Source organism: Nannocystis pusilla, assembly GCF_026626665.1.
In the GTDB taxonomy this organism is placed as follows: Bacteria; Myxococcota_A; Polyangia; order Nannocystales; family Nannocystaceae; genus Nannocystis; species Nannocystis pusilla.
Genome location: NZ_JAPNKE010000002.1, coordinates 4,258,811 through 4,280,165, shown reverse-complemented (window position 1 = coordinate 4,280,165; position 21,355 = coordinate 4,258,811). Strand labels below are relative to the sequence as shown.

16 protein-coding genes are annotated in these 21,355 nt (G+C 72.8%); 9 read left to right on the top strand and 7 right to left on the bottom strand.

Annotated features, from left to right (window positions below):
* Positions 1–499 precede the first annotated feature (499 nt).
* From OV079_RS18805 to OV079_RS18795, 3 genes are all read left to right on the top strand, one after another.
* The gene (locus OV079_RS18805) at positions 500–1,024 is read left to right on the top strand and encodes a hypothetical protein (RefSeq protein ID WP_267770193.1); all 525 of its coding nucleotides are present in this window, start codon (positions 500–502) and stop codon (positions 1,022–1,024) included.
* Between the two features lie 101 nt (positions 1,025–1,125).
* Complete coding sequence (locus OV079_RS18800) at positions 1,126–2,163, top strand: hypothetical protein (protein WP_267770192.1); 1,038 nt, start codon at positions 1,126–1,128, stop codon at positions 2,161–2,163.
* The gene (locus OV079_RS18795; protein WP_267770191.1) at positions 2,097–2,657 is read left to right on the top strand and encodes a hypothetical protein; all 561 of its coding nucleotides are present in this window, start codon (positions 2,097–2,099) and stop codon (positions 2,655–2,657) included. The genes OV079_RS18800 and OV079_RS18795 overlap by 67 nt, the downstream gene beginning before the upstream one ends.
* A 216-nt stretch (positions 2,658–2,873) precedes the next feature.
* Here the strand turns inward: OV079_RS18795 and OV079_RS18790 are convergent, their stop codons facing one another.
* A complete protein-coding gene (locus OV079_RS18790; protein WP_267778594.1) occupies positions 2,874–4,394 on the bottom strand; it encodes a serine/threonine-protein kinase in 1,521 nt (506 codons plus the stop codon).
* Positions 4,395–4,633: 239 nt separating this feature from the next.
* On the opposite strand from OV079_RS18790, the gene OV079_RS18785 reads away from it, so the two are divergent.
* Entirely contained in the window at positions 4,634–5,530 is an 897-nt protein-coding gene (locus OV079_RS18785; RefSeq protein WP_267770190.1) for a hypothetical protein, read from the top strand.
* Positions 5,531–5,641: 111 nt separating this feature from the next.
* A complete protein-coding gene (locus OV079_RS18780) occupies positions 5,642–6,058 on the top strand; it encodes an inorganic diphosphatase (RefSeq protein ID WP_267770189.1) in 417 nt (138 codons plus the stop codon).
* Between the two features lie 293 nt (positions 6,059–6,351).
* Here OV079_RS18780 and OV079_RS18775 read toward each other — a convergent pair whose 3' ends face one another.
* The 5 genes from OV079_RS18775 to OV079_RS18755 all read right to left on the bottom strand — a co-directional run bounded on the left by OV079_RS18775 (position 6,352) and on the right by OV079_RS18755 (position 13,201).
* Positions 6,352–7,092, bottom strand: coding sequence for a hypothetical protein (locus tag OV079_RS18775; RefSeq protein WP_267770187.1), 741 nt, complete (start codon positions 7,090–7,092; stop codon positions 6,352–6,354).
* A gap of 9 nt (positions 7,093–7,101) precedes the next feature.
* The gene (locus OV079_RS18770) at positions 7,102–8,574 is read right to left on the bottom strand and encodes a hypothetical protein (protein WP_267770186.1); all 1,473 of its coding nucleotides are present in this window, start codon (positions 8,572–8,574) and stop codon (positions 7,102–7,104) included.
* Positions 8,575–8,612: 38 nt separating this feature from the next.
* On the bottom strand, positions 8,613–9,473 hold the full coding sequence (locus OV079_RS18765) for a hypothetical protein (protein WP_267770185.1): 861 nt from the start codon (positions 9,471–9,473) through the stop codon (positions 8,613–8,615).
* Between the two features lie 622 nt (positions 9,474–10,095).
* Positions 10,096–10,926: a polyamine aminopropyltransferase gene (gene speE / locus OV079_RS18760; protein ID WP_267770184.1), complete on the bottom strand. Its 831-nt coding sequence runs from the start codon at positions 10,924–10,926 to the stop codon at positions 10,096–10,098.
* 106 nt (positions 10,927–11,032) lie between these two features.
* Positions 11,033–13,201 (bottom strand): hypothetical protein, encoded by a 2,169-nt coding sequence (locus OV079_RS18755; protein ID WP_267770183.1) that lies wholly within the window; start codon positions 13,199–13,201, stop codon positions 11,033–11,035.
* A 290-nt stretch (positions 13,202–13,491) separates the two neighbouring features.
* Here OV079_RS18755 and OV079_RS18750 point away from each other — a divergent pair, with 290 nt between their 5' ends.
* The 4 genes from OV079_RS18750 to OV079_RS18735 all read left to right on the top strand — a co-directional run bounded on the left by OV079_RS18750 (position 13,492) and on the right by OV079_RS18735 (position 18,658).
* Positions 13,492–13,734 carry a hypothetical protein gene (locus OV079_RS18750; RefSeq protein ID WP_267770182.1) on the top strand — a complete coding sequence of 81 codons (243 nt, stop codon included), beginning with the start codon at positions 13,492–13,494 and terminating at the stop codon, positions 13,732–13,734.
* Complete coding sequence (locus OV079_RS18745) at positions 13,734–15,293, top strand: phospho-sugar mutase (RefSeq protein WP_267770181.1); 1,560 nt, start codon at positions 13,734–13,736, stop codon at positions 15,291–15,293. Before OV079_RS18750 ends, OV079_RS18745 begins: the two co-directional genes overlap by 1 nt.
* Positions 15,290–16,555: a carboxypeptidase-like regulatory domain-containing protein gene (locus OV079_RS18740; protein WP_267770180.1), complete on the top strand. Its 1,266-nt coding sequence runs from the start codon at positions 15,290–15,292 to the stop codon at positions 16,553–16,555. The genes OV079_RS18745 and OV079_RS18740 overlap by 4 nt, the downstream gene beginning before the upstream one ends.
* Before the next feature lie 234 nt (positions 16,556–16,789).
* On the top strand, positions 16,790–18,658 hold the full coding sequence (locus OV079_RS18735) for a serine/threonine protein kinase (protein WP_267770179.1): 1,869 nt from the start codon (positions 16,790–16,792) through the stop codon (positions 18,656–18,658).
* Positions 18,659–19,096: 438 nt separating this feature from the next.
* Here the strand turns inward: OV079_RS18735 and OV079_RS18730 are convergent, their stop codons facing one another.
* A complete protein-coding gene (locus OV079_RS18730) occupies positions 19,097–21,346 on the bottom strand; it encodes a VIT and vWA domain-containing protein (RefSeq protein ID WP_267770178.1) in 2,250 nt (749 codons plus the stop codon).
* Between the last annotated feature and the right edge of the window lie 9 nt (positions 21,347–21,355).

Below are 21,355 nucleotides of genomic sequence, written 5' to 3'. Positions count from 1 at the left end.
TTCACGACCTCGGGCGAGCGAGCCGAGCCGTCGCTCGCCCGGCGGTCGCGGTCGGGTGTCCGCGCGGGCAACCAGTCGGCGTCGTCGGTTGCTCGGCTGTCCCGAAGGCCAGGTGGCGTGGGCGGACGACCGAGGCGGTGGGGCCGACGGTCGTCGCTCCGGCGCAGGAGATGCCGGCGTGGAGATGGAGAGCCGCGGAGAAGGAGGTCGCGGGGGAGCTCGCAGCGGCCCCGAAGCTCCGCAGAGCGGGCCGCGTGGGCGCGGGGCCGTCTCGCTTCGCGGACGGTTTGCTCAGTGCTCACTCACCAACCGGCGGGCCGCGAGTCCATGCTGCAGGCGCTGCGCGTGTGCCAGTGACGACGCGTGGGTGCTCGCGGCTCCACTGCCCCGAGGGCCATGAAAACCCGTGATAGAGGTCTCTGAAGCGGCAAAGCAGGCGTCTATGGCCGTGCTCGCTTTTCTCTTGACCCCCGGTCTGCGCCGTTGGGATAAAGGCGCCATGATCGCCTGGCGTACGCTCGCTTGCTCCGTTTCCTTGCTGTGCCTCGTCCCCGGCTGTGGCGACGACGGCGAAACTGGGAGTGGTTTCAGCACCAACAACCAGAACAGCAACACGAACAACACCACGGACACGTCGAGCGGCACGGACACCTCGACCGGCGCGCCGGGCACGAGCACCACGACCGGCGACCCGACGACCGGCCCGGACACGACCACCGGCACGACCATCGCGCCGACCACCAACGGGCCGACCTCGACGACGTTCCCGGACACGACCACCACCGGCGACACCGACACGTCGACGACGGGCACGCAGACGAGCCAGACCACCCAGACGACCGACCCGGCCGGCTGTGGCAACGGCCAGATCGATCCGAACGAGCAGTGCGACGGCGCCAACCTCAACGGGTTCACCTGCGAGTCGCTCGGCAACGCCGGCGGTTCGCTCGGCTGTGACCCGGTGACCTGCACCTTCGACACCTCGCTGTGCATGGGCAACAGCTCCAGCGGCACCTCCGGCTAGCCGCTGCGCTCGCCGAAGCTGGTTCGGCCCCTGGACCCGAGAACTCAAACACCGCGTACGCCCGGCGCAGCCGCTCTCTTGCGGCCTGCGCCGCGCTGTTTTTGTGGACCGCGCCGGGCCGGATCCAGTTCCCCGACGACGAGATCGTGTTCCAGACCACCGCGAGCCTGGTCGAGCGCGGCTCGTTCGCCATCGAAGGCATCGCCCACCGCACCGGTGAGCCGCCCGGGCGACCGCCGGGGACGTTCGGCTGGGCCGAGGGCCGGGACGGTCGTCGCTACGGGTTCTTCGGCCACGGGCTGTCGCTGGTGGCGACGCCGATGTACGCGCTGGCCCGGGCGACCGCGCCGCGGGTGCCGTTCGCCTGGACGCGCGCGGTTCGCTCCGACCACTTCACGTTCCACGCGCGCGAGGCGCGGGCCGACTGGCTCCACCTGATGGTCAGCCTGACGCACTGCTTCGTGACGGCGGCGACTGCCTGGCTGCTGGTCCGGTGGCTGGCATGGGTCGGCTTCTCGGGGCGGGCCGCCCTGTGGACGGGGGTCGCGTACGCGACGGGGACGGCGGCGTGGCCGTATGCGCGCACGTTCCTCAGCGAGCCGCTGTCGGCAATGGTGCTGCTGGCGGCGGCCGTGGCCATCGCCCAGGCGCATGCCCTCCGCGGCAGCCGGCCGGGTGCGGCCGATCGCCGACTGTGGCTGGCCGGTGCCGCGGCCGGCTTCGCCGTCCACGTCCACGTGCTCAACCTGGTGGCCTGGCCGTGCCTGGCGGCGTACGCGCTGTGGCCTCTCGGGGCAGGTCCGAAGGGGCAGGAATCAAAGGGCAGGTTCTTCGAGACATGTCTGAAAAGACTGGCGCCGATGCGACGCGGGCTCGTCGGCGCGGCGCTGCTGGCGGGGCTCGGCCTCGGGCTGGTGTTGCTCGGGCAGTGGTGGCGCTTCGGCGATCCGCTCGAGACGGGACGCTTCGGTCACTACAGCGCGTGGACCTGGCCGTGGACGGGGCTGTGGGCGCAGATGCTGGCGCCGGGGCGGAGCTGTGGCTGTACGCGCCGGCGGCGACGCTGGGGCTGGTGGGTCTGCGGGCGGCCCTGCGACGCGCGCCGGCTGCGACGTGGCTGGCGCTGTCGCTGCTGGTGACGCGCTGGCTGGTGGTGTCGGCGCGCACCGACTGGTACGGCGGCTGGGGCCTGGGGCCGCGTCATCTGGTGCCGGCGATCCCGTTCGTCATGATCGGCTTCGCGGCGGCGATCGAGGCGCTGCCGCGGCAGGCTGCTTCGGTGCGCCGGCTGTTCTGGGTCGCGGTGGCGGCGAGCGCGGCGCTGACCGGGTGGCTGGCGACGCGATCGATCTTCGAGTGGATGATCGCGCTGACGAACGACCCCCGCTCGGCCGGCCACGTGCTCGAGACGTCCCACTTCGCGTGGTGGGCGAGCCCGATCGCGGGCTTCTCGTCGCTGCAGCCGGACGTGCTGGCGCTCGGGGCGGTGCGGCTGACGCGAGCGGGACACCCGGGGCTGTTGATCGCGTTCGCGATCGTGGGGCTCGTCGGGCTCGCGGCGGCGGGGCTGGTGGCGCGGGCGCTGTGGCGGGCGCGAGAGACGGGCGGTGAGGCTGGCTCCGGGGACAGGTGAGTGGAGCTGGTCGGAGAGACAGGTGAATGGTGCCGCGAGCTTAAGGTGGGAGGTCGGTTCCGGCGATCGGAGAGAGGATGGAGGCGGTCGGATCGGATGGCCAAAGAGACAGGTGATTCGGGCGGAGCGAGCGTCCGGGTCGGCTGGTCGAAGAGACAGGCGACGAGATGGCACGGACGCCGCGGGGAGAACGGATGAGCTGGCTGATGAGACAGGTCATCGGCCGGGCGCTCGCCAGCGACGTGAGCGGGCAAGCCCGTGGCGGGGCCAGGTTCCACGTGTCCCGGGGGACAGGTCAGCCGCTCTTGAAGGCGTGGGTGTAGGTCTCGCCGGGGGTCCAGGCGAACTCGCTGCGGACGAGCTGGCGCAGGGCGCAGCTCTCGGCGTCGTTGTGCAGCGGGGTGCCGACGACCCTGGCCGAGCCGGGTAGCAGGCGGCCCTCGGCGTCGGCCTTCCACTCCAGCTTGACGGTGTAGTCGAAGGTGCCGGCGCAGCGGCGGCGGATGGCCTTTTGGACAGCCGCGCGGCTGCCCTTGGGCAGCGCGCTGACGGGCGTCGGCTCGGGCTCGTCGGTGGTGGTGGCGGTGGGCTCGACGGGCGGCGGGGAGGCTCGACGTCGGCGGCGTCCGGCGGCGTCGTGGTGCGCGGCTCGGCGGCGATCGGCTCCGCGGGCGCGGTAGGAGCGGGCGGCGGGGCAGAAGGCTCGACGGCGACGACCGCCGATCCGGGCTCGGCGCCGGTGCGGGCTGGCTCGACCGGGACGCCGGCGGGCTCGGCGGGCGGCGAGCTGCCGGCGCGCAGGCTGAAGAACGCGAACAGGCCGAGGCCGAGCACGAGGGCGCCGAGCAAGGGGGCGCCGATGGTGAAGGAGAGCCCGCGGGCGTCGTGGGTGACGGCCAGCAGCGGGCCGCTGGTGGCCGGCGGGTCGGAGCCGGGGTCGAGGCTGACACCTGTCCCGGCGGCCAGGTGGCGCAGGTCGGTGGCGACGGCCTGGGCGGTCGGGTACCGCGCGGACGGATCGTCGGCGAGGGCGCGGCGCAAGATGGCCTGAAGGCCAGGTGGTACCGCGGACAAAGCGAGCTCGGTCGGGTCGTCGCTGCCGAGGCGCATCGGCGGGAGCTCGCCGGTGAGGAGCTTGTGCATGAGCGCGCCGAGGGCGTAGATGTCGACGCGGTGATCGGCCGCGAGGCCGCGGTAGAGCTCGGGGGCGATGTAACCGGGGGTGCCGAGCAGGGCGCCGGTCTGGGTCAGCGAGGCGTCTTCGCCCCGCGAGGCGCCGCCGACGACCTTGGCGAGGCCGAAGTCGAGGACCTTGATGTAGTCGGGGTCGTCGTCGCGGGTGAGGCGGAAGCAATTGGCCGGCTTGATGTCGCGGTGGACGACGCCGTGCTTGTGCGCGGCGGCGAGGGCCCGGGCGATCTGCTCGCCGATGTGGACGACCCGCTGCCAGGCCAGCGGCCCCTCGCGCGTGACGGTGGCGGCGAGGTCTTCGCCCTCGAGCCGCTCCATGACGAAGAAGGCGGTGCCGCCGTCGGTCTCGCCGAAGTCGGTGATCTCGACGACGTGCGCGTGGCCGATGACGGAGGCGGCGCGCGCCTCTTGAATGAAGCGCTGGGCGATGCCGGGGTCGTCGCCGAAGCGCGGCTTGATGATCTTCACTGCGACCGGTCGATCGAGCAGGAGGTGCGTGCCGGCGTAGACGGCCCCCATGCCGCCGGAGCCGAGGCGCCGATCGATGCGGTAGCGTCCGGCGAGGACGCCCCCGAGCAGCGAGTCGGGAGCGTCGGCGCGAGGCGTGACGCCGGAGGCGACGTCGGTCGGGGCGTCCCCGCAGGGCTGGCCTGCGTGGGGCCGGTGCCGTCGACGTCGTCGCCCGTCATGCGGCGAGTATAAAGGTGTGCGCGGCGGCGCCGGCGCGGCCCGAAGGCGCGGAAGCGACCGCTGCCGATGACGCCGAAGTGGTCGATACTGAGGGGATGGCGAGGCGCAGGACGACGGCGCTGGCGTGCGCGCTGACGCTGACGAGCGGTCAGGTCGAGGCCGCGAACCCGGCCGCAGAGGCGCTGCGACGCGATCACGAGGGCTGCCAGGCGCTGCGCAAGGCCGGGCGCAGCGCCGAGGCGGGGGCCTGCTTCGAACGGGTCTACGTCAGCCTGACGGAGCTCGAGCCGCGAGCGAGCCGCGATCTCTTCAATGTGCTGAGCGACACAGTGGCGGCGTACGAGCAGGCTCATGCGCAGGGCGGCGAGGTGAGCCCGATGTGCCGCGCGGCAGGAGTGATGCGCGACTACCTCGAGCGGCCGCAGAAGGCGGAGGCGATCCGGCTGCGCCGCCGCGCGCTGGGGCTGGCCGACCAGATCGATCAGACGCTGCGCGCAGCCAGTCAGACGGCCGGTCGCGACGCGTGCGCCGAACCGCCGACACCGACCGAACCGCCTGCGGCGAGCGAGGCGGGCGCGGCCGCGCCGGCGAGCCCGACGACGCCGACCCCGGCGCTGAAGCGGCTTCCGCCGCCGCGCCCGAGTCAGTGGCGCGGACAGACGAGCTGGGCGGCGCCGTCCGAGCCGTCGCTGGAGCTGCTGGCCGCCGGCTTCGGCGTGACGGTCGGCGGGGCGCTGACGTCGGCGGTCGGCGTGGGGCTGCTGCTGTACCGCGCGGAGTGCACGACGACGACGCCCGACTGCTCCGACGCGGCGCTGGCGAGCTATCACGACGCGGGCTACCTGACGCTGGCCGCGGGGGCGGGGATCTTGCTGGCAGGGGCGAGCCTGCTGTTCGCCGACCGCGTACAGGAGCGCAAGCGCCGGGCGGCCCGGGCGGCGCCGACGTTCGGTGCGGGCGGCGCCGGGATCGCGGCGTTCGGGCAGTTCTGAGGCGCGGGGCGAGAGCGCGGGGGCGGGCCCGAGCGATGAGCCTGTCCATCGGGACAGGAATGATGAGACATGCGGGTTGCGGGCGCGGCAGGCCTGGCGTAGACCACCGCCGTGGACCTGCCGGAGATCGGGGCGCGCTGCCGGGTGAAGATCGAGTACCCGCGCTGGAGCGTGGTCAAGCGCCGCAGCGACGGCAGCGTCGACTTCGTGTCGCCGCTGCCGTGCCCCTATAACTACGGACATGTCCCGGGGGTCATGTCGGGCGACGGCGATCCGCTCGACGCGGTGGTGCTCGGGCCCCGCCTGGCCGCCGGGGCCGAGGTCGAGCTGGCGGTGGTGGCGATCGTCGGCTTCGTCGACGTCGGCCAGGACGACCCGAAGGTGATCTTCAGCGCCGCGCCGCTGACGCGCGCGCAGCGAGGCGGGCTCGAGCTGTTCTTCCGGGTCTACGCGCTCGGCAAGCGGGCGCTGGCGGCCGCGCGCGGGCTGTCGGGGGCGACGCGCTTCGACGGCTGGCGCGCGGGCTGACGCGCGCGAGGCAGCAGGGGCGAGAGCGCGGTATGTCCTTCGGGACATGCGGCTGCCGATGGACCGTCAAGGGCGAAGTGGTCTGTTCTCCAGGACAGGAGGGGCGGAGACGAGCTCGCGGTGTTCAACGGCACACGCGGAGGACGGCTCCTCGCTGCGGCGGCCGGTGACTCGATTCGCGTCGCGCCACGGGACAGAATGACGCGATCGGCGACGAACTCGCCCTGTCCCTCGGGCGCGGCGAGGAGCGGCCCGACGGAGGCCGGTCGCGTCGATGTCCTTTAGGACATGTCTCAGGGAGCAGGCGCGGGTGGCGGGGCGGCGACGGGGACGAGGCCGTCGCGGCGCGGGGCGCTGACCTCTTCGGGGGCGGCGATGATGTGGCGGAGCAGGCCGCCGATCTTGTCGTCGCTGCAGCTCGAGATCTTCCACGCGAACATGCGGACGACCTTCCAGCCGGGCAGGAAAGCCCAGCGGTACTCGTTCTGCTTGGTCCAGAAGGCGCCGGGGACGTCGGGCACGGGTTCGACGCTGACGTTCGGGTCCGTGCGCCGCATGGTGTAGAGGTTGTCCTCGGCGGCCTTCTTCGGGGTGTCGCCGATGATGGTGGCGATCCGGAACCACTGGGCCGGGGTGTTGGGCTGGGGCACGAAGTAGAAGCCGCAGCTGTTGTGGAAGGACTCGCCGAGGTAGACCTGCAAGCCGCAGGTCTCGGCGGCGACCTTGCTGTCGAAGCCGAGGGTGTGCTCGCAGCAACCCGGGTCGGGCAGCTCGGGGGCGTAGAGGCGGCAGACGCCGTTGGTCTCGTCGGGGCGGCCGGTGCCCGGTGACTTCACCGGCTCGGCGTCGGGCTGCTTGGGCGCGCTCGGGGCGTTCTGGGCGGCGTAGAGGTCGCCGGAGACCTCGACGACGCGCGGGTCGGACGGGGCCGGGTGCGCGCCGCCGACGGTCGGCGTGGGCGCGGGCGCCTGTGCTTGCGGACAGGCGACGAGGAGCACAAGGGCGAACGGGGCGAGGCGCAGGCGGTGCGTCACGGGTCTCCTTTAGCGCGGCGCGGGCGGGGTTGCCAGCGCGGTGTGGCGGGCCGCGAGCGATCGCCGGCGCCGGCGCCCGAGCGCGAGCACGACGAGCCAGGCCGGGCCGCCCGCGGCGACGCCGAGGTCGCAGCCTTGCTGCTCGGACAGGCCGCCGGTGTCGCCGGTGTCACCGGTGTCACCGGTGTCGCCGGTGTCGTCGCCGGTGGTGCTGTCCGGATCTTCGCTGCCCTCGGGGAGGATCGTGAAGCGCACGCGGTCGCTGCCGGCGTTGCCGCCCTCGTCGCGGACGGTGACGAGGAGGTCGTAGGTGCCCGGCGGCGGGTTCTTGAGCCGCAGGTCGACGCGGATCGCCTCGTCGCTGAAGATCGTCTGGCCGTCCTGCTGGATGTCGACGGCATAGAACTGCGGCTCGAGGTCGTCGACGACGTCGCCGTAGAGCGAGAGCTCGACCGGCAGCACGTGGTAGGAGTCGTTGACGGGGCTGGTGAGCTTCAGGGTCGGCGCGACGATGTCGGGCTGGGCCGGGCCGAACAGGTAGAGCAGCTCCTGGAAGCTGTTCTGATAGCCGGTCTCACAGAACATCTCGTGGACCGTGTTGCACACGCCGGCGGTCTCGACGAGGTCGGTGTTGGCGACGATCTTGTTGCACTGATCCTGGAAGTACGGGGTCGGCGCCTCGACGAACGGGTGCAGGTTGTCGAACGGGCTGTTGACGTGTTCGAGCCCCCAGGTGTGCGCGGCCTCCTGCAAGATGATGGTGGCGCCGGTGTTCGAGCCCTGGAAGGCGCCGGCGAAGCAGGTGTCGTTGGCCCACAGGTTGCCGCAGTCGATGTACGGGGCGATGCCCGCGAAGTCCTGGGCGCCGATGTCGCCGTAGAGGACCATGGTGTAGCCGGGATCGTCGGGCGGGCGCCGCCAGGTGGTGCGCACGCCGATCTCCCGCAGGTCCTTGCGCACCGACTCGATGATGGCCACCCGCCGCGCCTCGGTGCCGACGAACGGGCCGATGTAGCCGTCGAACATGTCGGCGAGGGTGCTGCAGTCGTGGCGCGAGTCGTTGCCGCAGCCGCGCCGCAGGACGGCCCCGTCGAAGTTGACGTAGAGGGTGTGCGGGGTGCCGGGCTCGGCCGGCAAGGCGTCCGGACCGCGGGCGGCGAGCGGCGGGGTGAGGGCAGGGCGCAACGGCTCGGCCGCGGGGCGGGCGGCGCTCGAGCGCAGGGCGATGGCTGTACTTCGGGGCAGGTCCGTTGTGGCGGCCGCTGTGCTTTGGGACATGTCCGTGGAGACAGTCGGAGCGGGCCGTGCGGCGGCAGAGGCTGCACTTCGGGACAGGGCCTCGGGGACAGGCCTGTCGGGTAGCGAGGCGCCGGGATCGGCTGTACTTCGGGACATGGCCTCGGGGACAGGCGTCGCGCCCGCGCCCGGGTCGCCGGCGCGGGTCAGCGCGGCGAGCAGGGCGGGGGCGAGGGCGAGGTTCACGGGGCCAGGGTACGCGGTTTGACGCGGCCGCGCAGGGGCTAGGCGCGGGCGCGCCGACGCCCGCGCGCGAGGCCGAGGAGCAGGAGCAGGGCCGGGGCGCCGGAGGTCGGAGCGAGGTCCGATCGGCAGGCACAGCCGTCGTCGCCGCCGCTCTGGTCGCCCGTGGTGGCCGAGTCCGTGACGCCGCCGGTCGCGCTGGTGACGCCGGTGGTCGGGTTGCCGCTGCCGTCGCTCGTGGTGGGCGCCTCACCGGTAGTGCTGTCGTCGCCGGTGGTGCTGTCGTCGCCCGTGGTGGTGCCGGGCTGGCCGGTGGTGCTGTCGTCGCCGGTGGTGCCGGGGACGGGCTCACCCTTGACCGTGAAGTGGACGGTGTCGATCGCCTCGTTGTTGTCTTCGTCGTGGATGGTGGCCGTGACCGTGTACTCGCCGGGGGCGAGGCCGGAGATCGGGAAGGTCAGATCGGAGGGGCTGGGCCACGCGGTCGGGTCGGTCTCGGCGGCGCTCGGGCCGTCGATCTTGAGCGAGAGCGTGAGCAGCTGCGGGCTCAGGTTGTCGGCGGCGGTGAGCTTGAGGTCGAACTTGGGGTCGACCTCGGCGCCCTCGGCCGGGGCGGTGATCTCGAGCGTCGGCGCGGTCAGGTCGGGCACACCGGGGCCGAAGATCTGGAGGAGCTCCTGGTAGCTGTTCTGGAAGTTGCTGCCGTCGCAGAACTGCGAGTGCTGGTTGGGGCACTGGATGTTGTTCTCGGGCACCGGCTCGTTGCTGTCGTCGAGCCGGACGATCTGGAAGCACTCGTCGACGAAGGTCGGGTCGGGGACGCTCTGGGTGGTCGGGTAGAGCAGGTCGGCCTTCGACTCGACGTGCTCGAGGCCCCAGGTGTGGGCGATCTCCTGCAGCACGGCCTTGGCGATGCCGGTCGGCGAGCTGGTGTAGTCGAGGGTGAAGCTGACTTCGCCGCCGTCGCTGTTGAAGCAGTCGATGCTCGGGGCGACCCCGGCGAAGCCGCCGCCCGGGCGGGGTTCCAGTCGCCGATCATCTCCATGTCGTAGTCGCCGCTGGCCGGGCGGACGTCGGTGACGTGGATGTTGAACTTGCCGAGGTCGTTGCGCATGACCTGGACGACGGCGGCCCGTCGGCCGAGGTCGCCCGTGAACGGCAAGACCTGACCCTGGAAGATGGTGGAGCAGTTGTCCTGCGGGCTGTTGTTGCCCCAGCCGCAGCCGTTCATGTCGGCGCCGTCGAAGTTGGCGAAGACGATCCACTCACCGGCCGGCAGCGGCGGCTGCTCGAGATCGGCGCCGAACACCAGCGGCTCGTGGAACGGCGAGGTGACCGGGATCGCCGCGGCGACGTCGTCGGGCTGGCCCGCCAGGGCCGACCCGGGCACGAACAACAGCGTCAATACGAGGCAGGAAAACCGGGTGCGGGCGTTTTGAGGGGCCATCGTGGCGACGGTACCAGACGGCCTTTCCCACGACGCAGCGCGCGCTGCGTGTGTGTGATCACCCGTATTCGCTGGTGTCAGTCGCCCTCAACGAGCCGCCGCACGAACTCGGGCAAGGCGAAGGCGCCGAGGCCGAGGCTCGGGCCGACGTAGCGCCCGGCGACCGCGGCGAGGCGGGCCGGATCGAGATCGGTCAGGCGGAAGTCGTCGCCCGCGAGGGCGAAGGTCCAACACCCGCTCGGATAGGTGGGGATGCTGCCGTAATAGGCGTGGACACCCTTGAAGACGCCGCGCAGCTCCTTGAAGACGCCGCGCACGGTGTCGGCGGCGTAGAACGGCGACTCGGTCTGGGCGCTGACGATGCCGCCGGGCCGCAAGGCGCGGTGAAGATCGGCGAAGAAGGCCCCGCCGAAGAGGCCGGCGGCGGGACCGATCGGCTCGGAGCTGTCGACGAGGATGGCGTCGAAGCTGCCGGGGTTGTTGCGCACGTACTCGACGGCGTCGGCGAACACGAGCTCGACGCGCGGGTCGTCGAGGCGCCCGGCGACGGCGGGGATCCACTGCTGGCAGACGCGCGTGACTCGCTCGTCGATCTCGCACAGGACGACCTTCTCGACGCCCGGGTGCCGCAGGACCTCGCGCACGGTGCCGCCGTCGCCACCGCCGACGACGAGCACGCGCTTCGGGTCGCGATGGATGCACAGCGGGATGTGGCTGATGAGCTCGTGGTACACGAACTCGTCGAGCTCGGTCAGCATGACCATGCCGTCGAGCATGAGCAGGCGACCGTGACCCTTGGTGTCGTAGACCTCGATGCGCTGGAAGGGGCTCTGCTCCTCGTGGACCTTGTCGGTGACGTGGAGGCCGATCGCGGAGAGGTCGTGGTAGTGCTCGTACAACCAGGGCATGGCGAAGGTCCCTTTAAATGAGCTCCGGGCGGAGGCTGGGCCTTATAGCCCTGCCGCCGCCCGGGACTCAGCCGCAGTCGACGACCGCGGCCCGTGACGCCGAGGATCAGTGCAGCCAGCGACCGCGGCGCTCCTCGTCGGCGTCCTCGTCCGCCTGCTCGTCGGCGTCGGCCGCGGCAGCCCGGGCCTGGTCGCGCTCACGCAGGAGGGCGGTGAGGATGAGGCCGAAGCCGGCGCCCCAGGTGAGGATCATGAGGGCGATCCAGTAGGGCGAGGCGTTCATGCCGTAGAGGAACGGCATGCCGGCGCTGTGCGTGAGGGCGACGTGGTCGACCTCGAGGCGGTAGACCAGCACGGCGAAGACGATCTGCAGGAGGAGCAGGGCGCCGCCCATCATGCCGATGCCGAGCTTGCCGTCGCGCTTGCGCGAGGCGAGCAGCAGGGTGGCGACCGCGGTCTCGGCGATCAGCAGGACCTGGGTGAGCGTGGCGTACATGATCTCGCTCTGCTCGCCGGCGAGGCCGTTGCGCTGCATCACCGCGCTGTAGGCGAAGCCGACCACGAGCATGGCGACGGCGAGGACGCCCTGGAACCGCAGGAAGGCGCCGCGGGCCTCGACGTGGCTCGGCACGGCGTGCGCGCGGGCCGGACGGCGCAGGCTGGCGACCAGCAACCAGCCGAGCACCGGCAGCAAGAAGGCGCTGGCGAGGAAGGTGACGAGGTTGAGGCCGTCGAAGGTCTGGGTGTTGGTGCGCGACGAGAGGTCGAGCAGCGTGAGACCCGAGCAGCCGACGCACGCGAGCGCGAGCGCGACGCCCTCGGCGGGGCGGAACAGCGGCGCCCAGGCCTGCTCGACGCGCCGGCGCCAGCTGAACAGGCAGATCGTGGCGAGCATGACCTGCGTGCCGACCGCGTAGGCGAGGAAGGAGGAGCCGAGCTCGGGGTCGCCGGCGGTGACGAGGTCGGCGGAGCCGGGCAGGCCGGTGAAGCCGAGGATCCCGCCGAGCACGGCGGGCAGCGGGCCGAGGAGGAGGCCGGCGCTGGCGATGTTGGCGCCGACGAGCGCGGTGCCGAAGAGGCCGGCGCCGGCGATGCCGACGGCCATCAAGGCGCCGACGAGCAGGGCGTTGACCCGCTGGCCGAGCGCGTCGCCGAGGCCGATGGCGGTGAGGTGCGTGGCGCCGGTGAAGAGCACCAGGAGGCCGAGCGGCAGCAGCAGCGGGCCGACGCCGACTGTGAGGCCGAGCAGGGCGAGCGCGGGCAGCAGCAGCAGGGCGCCGGCGACCATGGCGAACACGTTGGGCCCGACCGACATGGCGAGGGCGAGGTCACCCGCGGACAGGCCGGTCATGCGCAGGACGGGCAAGGTGCCGGCCTCGCGCTCGCGGGCGGTGTGCGTGGCGGTGACGACCGGGCCGACGAGCAGGAGCATGAAGGCGGCGAAGCCGAACAGCACCGAGCCGATGAGCTGGCCGCGCTGGCTCTCGGAGACCGGCGAACGGTAGCGGACCGAGGGCTTCTGCAGGGCGGTGAACTCGGCGATCGGGTCGACGAGGCCGCCCTGCCACAGCGCGGCGCCGGGGTTGAACACGGCCTCGGCGAGGGTCCGCATGTCGCCGTTGGCGAGGTTGGCGAGGGTGTTCGAGATGTGCGGCAGGCCGCCCGAGCTCAGCACCCAGCTGGCGAGCTGGCCGCCGTCGCCGTACGGATCGTTGTTGAAGAGGTCGGCCCACAGGGCCTGGCGATCGGTGCCGTTGGTGTCGATGGCGACGGCGCCGTCGCGCCGCTCGAGGCGATCGACGCGGGCGGTGAGGGCGATCAGCTGACGGCGCTGGGCCCCGATCTCGCGCAGCAGCGGACCGGCGGGCTCGCCGAGCTTGCCGTTGTCGACGTCGACCGCGAAGGCGGCGGCCTGCAGCGCGGCGGTGCGGGCCAGATCCTCGTCGCGGGTGGTCAGCGGGCGAAGATCGACGGTGGTGAGCAGGAGCTCCTGCAGGTCCTGGCGCCCGCCGAGGAGGTCGCCGCGCAGGTCGACGGCCTCGCGGCGCAGGATCGACTCGGCGCGATCGAGGTTGCGGCCCACCTGGTCGACGCGGGCTCGCAGCTCGGTCAAGACGGCGATTCGCACGCGCTGCTGGGCGGCGAACTCGCGGTCGACGACGGCCTGCTCGCGGTCGTCGAAGCTGCAGCGCGGCATCTGCGGGCCGTCGCACACGGCCCAGGCGTCCTCGAGGCCGACGGCGACCCGCACGTCCTGCGCGGCGGGGCTGTCCATGCGCGTCAGCGCGGAGGTCCCGAGCCATGTGAGGCCGCTGATCAGGGTCGCGGCGACCAGGGCCGAGGCGGTGCGCGACCGGAGGTCGCGGCGGAGGAAGGGACGAAGTCGTTGGAGAGGGACCGGGTCGGAGTCCCGGTCGGTCGTGAAGGAGTACGAGGATCCTGGTTCGCCATAAACCCGCCTTGCGTGCTGGCCCGGACAACCGGCAGCCTTTGAGTGTTCCACAAAACGTAGGCGCGGCGCAGATGATTTCACTGGCGTGCATGTCGCTGAGGTAAGATCCGCCCGTGACCCCGAGTCCCAGCGCCCTCCGCCTCCCCGCCGATGTCGAGCGCACCCTGTCCCACTGGCTCTCCGAACCCAGATTCGCGGCCGAACACGAGGCGCTGCAGGCGCTGGTCGCCGCCGCCGAAGCGGGGTCGGCCGCGGCGCTGGCGGAGATCCTCGACGCGTACTCCCAGGTGCTCCCGATCGGCACCGGCGGGCGCCGCGGCAAGGTCGGGCCCGGTCCCAACCGCTTGACAAGGTAGTGGTGCGCGAAACAGCCCAGGGGCTGGTGCAGGCGATGCGCGCGGCGGGCGACACCCCCCAGGTCGCGGTCGTCTACGACACGCGCACCCACTCGCGGGACTTCGCGTACGCGGTGGCCGAGCAGTGCGCCGCCGGCGGGATGACGGTGGTCCTGCTCGACTCGCCGCGGCCGACGCCCGAGCTGTCGTTCCTGGTCCGCCGCCTCGGCTGCGGGGCCGGCGTGGTCATCAGCGCCAGCCACAACCCGCCCGAAGACAACGGCATCAAGATCTACGGACCCGACGGCGCGCAGGTGCTGGGCGAGCGCGACGCGGCGCTGATGCGCGCGATCCTGTCGGTGAGCGAGCTGCCTGAGCTGCAAGAGGAGCAGCGCAAGCAGATCCACGTGCTGCCGCCCGAGCGCGTGGTCACCGAGGCGGACCCGGCGTACCACGCGTACGTGCTGGCGCAAGGCGTGGCGCCGGCCGACCTGTCGGCGGCGGGGCTGCGCGTGGCGTTCACGCCGCTGCACGGGGTCGGGCACACGAGCGTGCTGCCGGCCCTGCGCGCCCGCAAGATCGAGGTGCTGCCGGTCGAGCGCCAGTGCGATCCCGACGGCGGCCGGTTCTCGACGGTCCGCTCGGCCAACCCGGAGGCGCCGGAGTCGATGACGATGGCGATCCAGCTGGCCGAAGAGACAGGTGCCGATCTGGTCCTGGCCACCGACCCCGACGCCGATCGCCTGGGCGCGTGCGTGCGCGGGCGCGACGGCAAGTTCGTGCCGCTCGACGGCAACCGCCTCGGCGTGCTGATGCTCGACCACGTGCTCGCCAACGCGGCCATCCCCGCCAACGGCTGGGTGCTGACGACGCTGGTGACGACGCCGCTGATCGCGACGATGGCCCAGGCCCGCGGGCTGACGGCGATCGACGACCTGCTGGTCGGCTTCAAGCACCACGCCGGCATGGCCGCCGAGCACCCGGAGCGCACGGTGGTGTTCGCGTGCGAGGAGAGCCACGGCTACCTGCGCGGCGACGAGATCCGCGACAAGGACGGGTCGATCGCGGCGCTGCTGCTGGCCGAGGCGGCGGCGCTGGCCAAGCAGCGCGGCGAGTCGCTGCTCGACGTGCTCGATGCGGTGTGGTGCCGCTTCGGCTACCACCGCGAGAAGACGCTGAACTACATGGCGCCCGGGCTGGCCGGTCGGCAGGCGATCGCGGCGTTGATGCAGGCGTGGCGGACGTCGCCGCCCGCAGGCTTCGCCGGGCTGACGACCCGCCGCTTCGAAGACCGCTCGCAGCCGCGCCACACCGGCTCGCCCACGCGCGACCTGCCGGGCGACGTGCTGAGCCTCGAGCTCGAGGGCGAGGGCGGCAAGAAGTGCCGGCTGGTGCTGCGCCCGAGCGGGACGGAGCCGAAGCTGAAGATCTACGGGCTGGCCCGCAGCGCGCCGGAGATCGATCGCGCGGCGTTGCCGGCGCTGGCGGCCCAGATCGACGCGGTGGTCGAGGCGGTGCTGGCCGACGCGCACGCGCAGATCGAGGTGATGATGCGGCCCTGGCTGGGTTCGGCTTCATGAGGCGGGCGGCGGTGGTGGCCGCGCTGCTGGCGTTGCTGGCGGCGCTGGCAGTCTGGCTCGGGCGCTCCGAGCGACCGGGTCCCCGCCCGCCGGCGCGCAAGAACAAGGCCGCGGCGACCCAGGTGACGGCGGCCGTCGAGGGTGAGGCGCCGGTGCTCGGCGTGGCGCGACGCGCCGATGTCGATCGCAGCGGCGAGGGCGTCGTGCGCGGCCGGATCGTCGACCGCGACGGCAGCCCGGTGAGCGACGGGCGGATCATCCTGCACTGCCTCCCGAGCGGGTCGGACCGCAGCGCGCCGATCGACGGGGGCGTGGTCGAACCGAGCCCGGAGGGCGAATTCAGCGGGCCGGGATGCCGCGGGATCGTCTGCGCCGAGCTGCGCCATCCGACGCTGGTGCCGCGCGATTCGTGGGTGCTCGAGCCGAACCGGACGCCGGTGACGCTGGTGGCGCAAGCGCTGAGTCGGGTGGTCGGCTCGGTCAGCGACGGTGAGGGTCGGGCGGTCGCCGGGGCGCAGATCTGGGTCCGCCGCGGAGCCGACGACGATCCCGCGGCGCTGCCGCCGTTCACCTCGCGCAACACGGTCAGCGACGGTGAGGGGTTCTTCAGCTTCGCGCGGGTCGAGAAGCCGCCGTGCGACCCGTGCGGCGAGGCCAGCGGTCGCTGTGAACCAGGCGACGCACGTGACGTGCCGACCTACGCGTCGTTGATGCTCATCGCGCGCGCGCCAGGGTTTCGCCCGACGGAGAAGGAAGTGTCGGTGGACGAGGAGGAGGGCTGGCAGATCGTGCTGGCGCCGCCGCTGTCGCCGCTGCAGGGCACGGTGACCGACGCGGAGGGGCGAGGCTACGCGCGGGCGCGTGTGCTGGCGCGAGCGCACACGCGAGGTTACGAGGTGCATCAGGCGCGCGTGGAGGCCGGGCAGTTCAGCCTCGCGGAGCTCGGCGAGGGCAGCTACGACCTGCGCGTGGTCCAGGACGGGGTCGAAGCTGGCGAACTCGGGCGGACACGTGGCCGGAGAGACGGTGGCGCTGGTCGGGGCCGTGCCGGCGCTCGGTCGCGCGGTCACGGTCGAGGTGGTGCGACGCGGCAGCGACGAGCCGGTGGCCGGGGCGGTGGTCGACGGCGGGCCCTTCGCCGGCGCGCGCACGGGTGCGGAGGGCACGGTGGCCGCGACCGAGGTGTTGCCGGGGACGTACACGCTCGGCGTGCGGGTGCGCGGGCTGCGTTCCCAACGCGCACAAGTGACAATTCCGGGTGATGACGCCGCTTCGTGGACAGGACGCGTCGAAGTCGACGACTCGCCGTAAACTCGTGGTCCGGCGCGCGGCGCGGAATATGCTGCGCAGACATGTGTGTGCCGGCAGCTCGCGGGCGCCGGTCTTCGCAGGTCAGGGCGCGCCATGCCTGAATTTGCGCGAGGGCACAATTTGAGGGCGTGACCGGCTCGCGTTAGCCTTGGGGCCCGGCGCTGCAGCGCCGGACAAGTCGAATCATGGCGGATATCGAGAACGACGGCCTGCTCAGCAACCCCAACAGGGCGATGATTTCGCCGCGCGAGGCCGCGGAGCAGCGCTGGGGCACGATGATCGCGCACCGCTATCGCGTGGAGGAGCTGCTCTCCTTCGACGAGATGGGGGCGCTGTACCGGGCCCGCGACACCGAGCGCGGGGTGCCGTGCGCCCTGCGGATCTTGCCCGAGATCTACGCGCGCGACCCCGAGATCCGCGACCGCTTCCTGCGCGACGCCGAGGCGGCGCAGGTGCTGCAACACCCCAACATCATCGAGGTGTTCGGCACCGGCAAGCTCGACGACGGCGGCGTGTTCTCGGTGATGCAGCTGCTCGACGGGCAGAACCTGCGCGCCGTGCTCGACGAGGAGAAGCGCATCTCCGCCGGCCGGGCGGTCCACATCGCCAGCCAGGTGTGCCGCGCGCTGGGGACCGCCCACGACATGGGCATCATCCACCGCGACCTCAAGCCGAGCAACATCGTGCTGGTCACGCAGGACGGCGAGCTCGACGTCGTCAAGGTGCTCGACTTCGGCGTGTGCTCGCATATGGACAGCGAGCGCTCGGGCGTGTCGACGATCGACAAGCTGGTCGGCTCGACGGCCTACATGGCGCCCGAGCAGGCGGCCGGCGAGGAGGCCGACCCGGTCTCCGACATCTACGCGCTCGGCACGGTGCTGTTCGAGATGCTGACCGGGCGGCTGCCGTACACCGGCCGCAACGACTACGACATCATGATGAAGAAGGGCCGGCAGGAGGCCCCGCGCGTCGACGAGCTGGTGCGCGACGTGCCGGCGGCGCTGGCCGACTTGGTGTCCCGCTGCCTGGCGCCCCGGCCCGAGAACCGGATCCGCTCGATGCGCGTGCTCGAGGTCGACCTCCTGCGCTCGCTCGACGCCCCGGCCGCGCCGCGGGCCGCTCGCTCGGGCGGCGACCTGTCCGAACGGTCAGCCGCGACGTCGCTCAGCTCGGGCTCGCTGCTGCCGCCGGCCGAGCCGGTGGCCGCGGTGTCGAACCCGAACATGATCCTGGCCAGCGCGTCGATGAGCGCGCCGCGGCCGGCCCCGGAGCCGCGCACGATCGTGGCGCCGGCCAAGGAGCACCCGCACGCGTGGTTGTGGCTGGTCGGCGCGGGCTCGATCGCGGTGGTGCTGGTGCTGTTCGGGCCGCGCCTGTTCGGCGGGGCCGAGCCGCCGCCCGACGAGCCGCAGGCGCCCGTCGTCGTGACGCAGGACGTCGACGACTCGACGCCGCCCGAGCCGCCGAAGCCGATCGACCTGGCCATCCCGCAGGCGGTCGAGAACGTCGGCGACCCGCTGGTGCTGGCCGGGCGCGCCGACCTGGCGCTGGCCGAGGGCCGCTTCTGCCAGCCGGCCGGCGAGTGCGTGCGCGACTACCTGGCGGCGCTCAAGGAGATCGACCCGAAGCACGAGGCGATCGAGCGGCTGACGCAGAAGATCCCGGCGGCGGCGACCGAGACCGGCCGGAAGGCGCTGACCGACAAGCGCTTCCACGACGCGGGCCAGATCTTCCGCTGCGTGATGGCGCTGGCCCCGGAGACCCCGGGCATGAAGGAGCTGCTGGCCGAGGCGCTGATCGGCGAGGGCAAGATCCTGCGGCTGATGAAGGCCTGGGACGACCTGGCGCCGCTGCTCGAGGAGTACGAGAAGCTGGGCGTGAAGCCCGGCTTCGACGCGCTGGTGCTCAAGGGCCAGGGGATGGCCGGCAAGGGCCGCTGGCAGGAGTCCGTCGACGCCTACTCCGCCGCCGCGAAGCTGCGGCCCAGCGACAAGGACGTGAAGAAGGCGCTCGACGAGGCCAAGCAGCAGCTCAAGAGCGCCGGGAAGAAGTGAGATGGCCTTCGGGACATGCTTTGAAAGGCATGTCCCGAAGGACAAGTAGGGGGCGACCGCCGCGTCGAGCTCGCGCAGGTTCAGAAGCGCATCCACACGCCGAGGTCGATCTCGACGGTGGCGCCCGGGCTGACGGCGCCGCGGACCCGCGGCCACACGCGCTGGCGCAGGCAGGCGGTGAGGGCCGGGCCGAGCGACTCGCGGCCCTTCACCTCCATGCGGGCGAGGCCGCCGGTGGCGGTGAGGTGGACGACCAGCACGAGCTTGCGGTGGACGCGGTAGGTGGTGCTGCCGGCGTCGAGGAAGCACTTGGCCAGCGGCTCGGCGTCGGCGCGCAGAAGGTCGCGCAGGCGGTCGCTCTCGGCGTCGCTCGGCCCGCTGACGGCGGCGATCCGGGCGCGGGCGTACGGCTCGACGGCGACGAAGCCGCGGCCGGGGTCACCGAGCGCGTCGGAGTGCGCCGGCGGGGTGGGGCTGCCGAAGGCCGAGCTGCCGTCGACGACGTAGCGCGACTCGGCGCCGGTGCTGCCGGAGAGGCGGATGCCGGCGGCGTCGCGGCCGGCGGTGGGGGCCATGTCGACGACCGCGGTGAAGTCGCGCGAGGTGCCGCCGAGCGGGATGTAGCGGGCCTGGGCGCCGACGCGACTTTCCATGCCGTGGACCGCTTCGACCGGCTGGGCGATCTCCAGGGCGAGGCCCTCGACGCGGCGCGAGCGGTCGACCGCGACGAGGCTGGTGTAGGCGGTGACGAGGTGGTGCTGCAGGCCGAGCTGCAGGATGTCGCGGCGCGCCCGCTGCTCGACGTCGGTCGAGGTCGTGGTCGCGCGGGTGAGGTCGAGCGCGCCGATCTGCTCGCGGGCCCACAGGCGCGCGAGGGTGCGGCTCGACTCGCCGCTGGCGACGACCTCGATCGGGAAGGTGACGGAGCGCTCGCCGGCGCGGGCGCGCAGGCCGCTCGGCCGGCGCGGCGCCGGTGTAGCGGCCGTGGACGACGAGCGGGTGGCTGGCCAAAAGGTCAGGTGGAAGCGAGGTCGAGAGGTCGCGCGGCGCGAGGGTGCCCCAGTCGACCGTGATGTCGGTGAGCACGGGGGCGTCGATGGTGCGCTCGATGACCTGAGCGGCGCGCGCGAGGTCGGCGGGGCCGCGGACGTGCAGGGAGGCGCCGTCGCCGGCCTTGGCCACGGCGGCGATCAGGTGGCTGTTGGGCGCCTCGCCGACGCCGACGCCGAACACGCGGGCCCGCCGACCCTCGGCGCGCTGGCGCTCGAGCAAGCCGCGGGCGCTGCGGGCGAGCTGGTCCTCCTCGCCGATGTAGCCGTCGGTCATGAGGAAGACGTAGCGGTGCCGGCCGGCCTCGACCGGGCCGTCGAGCGCGGTGCTGACGGCCGCGAGCATCTCGGTGCCGCCGCCGGCGCCGAGGCCGTCGACGAACTCGGCCGCCTGGCGCAGGTTCTCGGCGTTGGCCGGGCGCGGGGCGCCGAACAGGCGCGCGGTGCCGCTGGCGAAGGTGATGACGTCGAAGGTGTCGACCGGGCGGGCGCGGGCGAGGGCCTCGCGCATGGCGGCCTTGGCGAGGGCGAGCGGGGCGCCGTGCATGGAGCCCGAGACGTCGACGACGAACAGGAGCTCGCGCCGGCCGACCGCGTCCTCGACGTCGAGGCGCGGCGGATCGACGACGAGGAGGAAGTGGCCGCCCTTCTGTTCACCTGGCCCGAGGAACAGCTTGGCCGAGGGCCGGGCGGCGGCGCTGCGGTAGCGGAGGACGAAGTCGCGGTTGGGGATCTCGTCGCGGCGGGCGAGGGCGACGCGCAGACGGCCGTCACCGGCGTCGGCGTCGATGCTGTGCGCCGGGGCGATCCAGGAGGTGATGGGAGTGGCGGCCTCGGCGACGACCGAGATCGAGAGGTCGTGACCGGTGCGCACGCCGTGGCCGAGGAGGGGCGGGGAGATCCGCGAGGCGTCGGGGACGCGGTCGGTGTCGACGCTGGTGCCCGCGCCGAGGTCGCCGCGCGCGAGCCGCTCGCCGGGGAGGTAGCGCGGACCGACGACGGTGGGGAACACGAACTCGTACTCGCCGGCGTCGTAGCTCAGGGTCTGCAGGTAACGCAGCTCGACCTCGACGACCTCGCCGGGCGGGATGTTGGCGAGCGACTGGGTGAAGATGTTGGGCCGCTCCTGCTCGAGCAAGGCCGCGGTGTGGCCGGCGTCGCGGGCCGCGTCGTACTCGGCCCGGGCCCGCGCGCGCTCGCGGATCTCGGCCTCGATCGTGCGCGCGCCGACGATCATCCGCATGTCGGTGACGGCGCTGTTCTCGGGCAAGGGGAAGGTGTAGACGGCGTCGAGGACGGCGGCGTTGTCGTTGACGAAGCGCTGGCGGACCACGACCTCGGCGACGGGGCCCCGCAGGTGCGCCCGCACGTCGGTGTGGCGCAGCGGCAAGGCGACGCCGGCGTGCAGCAGCTGCGGGAGGGCGCCAGGGTCGGTGTAGACGACGTCGCGCACGCCGTCGGGGTCGACGGCGACGAGCGGCGGCGCGGGGCTCGGCGGCGAGGGGTCATCGCGGACGATGAGGTCGAGCTGCGGCCAGTCAGGCTCCGGCAACAGCTCGGGGTGCGCGACGGAGGTCGCGGTGCGACTACACGCGAGGAGGATGCCGAGACCGAACAGCGCGGACAGCCGGATCGTCATGCGATCGGG